This window comes from Pelagicoccus sp. SDUM812002 (assembly GCF_031127835.1).
Lineage (GTDB): Bacteria > Verrucomicrobiota > Verrucomicrobiia > Opitutales > Opitutaceae > Pelagicoccus.
Genome location: NZ_JARXHX010000083.1, coordinates 1 through 1,401, shown reverse-complemented (window position 1 = coordinate 1,401; position 1,401 = coordinate 1). Strand labels below are relative to the sequence as shown.

The following is a 1,401-nucleotide window of genomic DNA, read 5'->3' as shown; positions in this document are numbered from 1 at the left end:
ACCCGCTGGAGAAGGTTCCCAGGCGCTCCACCTTGCCTTCCCGGCCCCCGTGCGCCAGGGCGATTACGGTCGTTTCCTTATGGACATCCATGCCTACGTAGATATGCTTTTTTCTCATGCGCTTGTCTCTCCTGTATTGGTTATTGAATACATGTGGCTCTGCCACGCCTAACGGCAGGGTAACCCACGAACAAAGGGAGGCAAGCGCTCCACTTTCAGATGGCCCAGCACACGACCATTAAGATTAGCTAGAGAATAAGAAACAATGATTACAGGGTCCAAGATCACTCTACGAATGTTCGAGGAAAGCGACCTCGACGCATACGCTGAGATCGTCAACAACTTGTCCAACGCAACGCCGTATTGGCCACCTGGATTACAACCTAGAGCGAACTTGAAGAAGGAGTTCGCCGAGAACAGTTTTTGGAAACCCGACTACAAACTCCTGCTTGTTACGGACAAAGAAGGAAATATGATAGGTGAGGTAGAAACGTTCAAAAGCTCGCCGAACATCAAAGGGCCTGAAGTTGGTTTTCGGATATTCGAAAAGAAAAATATGGGAAGAGGATTTATGACCGAAGCATTGAGGCTTTTCTCAGCCTACCTCTTCCAGACTGAATCATCTTATCTACGACTTACACTGCTGATTCACTCGGGAAACACAGCCAGTCTTAAGGTCGCTGAAAAATGTGGATACAAGAAGGAAGGAACATTGAGGAACGCTTATGTCGACTACTCCACCGGAATACCGCACTCTGATGAGATTCTTTCACTTTTGAGAGAGGAATCACCAAGTCTTATCGAATTACTACAGAAAAAATAGAGCTAAATCGGGTAGCCAGGGGCGTTAACTCCCCCGGACCCCACACCACCTAGCATGCGGATCCGCACTAGGCGGTTCCGAAACGCAACCGGACCGTAGTCGAGTTATGGACACGCTTACGAATGCATGGCATCCCAAGCGTCTCCCGCATTCGAGACCCCATTACGCGCCGCTGCACGCTCTACCGGTCGGCAGATATCCGTGCTGCGAGCAAACGGGCTCGAACTTGTCGTTTCGGTTCAGGCCTTCGCACCATGCGAGTTTCGGACTCTTCGCTGGACGGGTTTCCCGTCGGCAGCTACTCCCGGCTCGCTTCATGAGGCTACTACGCCCTCTGCTGACCTCTCGCTTCCAGATCCGCCGGTTACCCGACGCATTGCGATGCCTTGACGGTAGATCGAAACCGGCAACGCGGGAGAGCGAGACCTCCCCAGATAAGAGCACCAACTTCCGCCACGCAAACGCGTCATTTACCCTACGCCCCGAACCTGGAACGGGCTTCGCGTCGCTGGGCACGCTCGCCCGAGACACTGAGCCTTCTATGACGTGTTGTTCGCTTCGCTGTCGTCATTACATTC

1 protein-coding gene and 1 pseudogene are annotated in these 1,401 nt (G+C 52.6%); both read left to right on the top strand.

From position 1 onward, the window contains the following. The first annotated feature begins 295 nt into the window (after positions 1-295). A complete protein-coding gene (locus tag QEH53_RS23740) occupies positions 296-823 on the top strand; it encodes a GNAT family N-acetyltransferase (RefSeq protein WP_309025723.1) in 528 nt (175 codons plus the stop codon). 316 nt (positions 824-1,139) lie between these two features. Further along, positions 1,140-1,401 (top strand): annotated as a pseudogene (locus QEH53_RS23735) (hypothetical protein); the annotation flags it as partial.

Coding starts and splice junctions, on each gene's coding strand:
- QEH53_RS23740 (WP_309025723.1), top strand. CDS start 296: ATGTTCGAGGAAAGCGACCTCGACGCATACGCTGAGATCGTCAACAAC.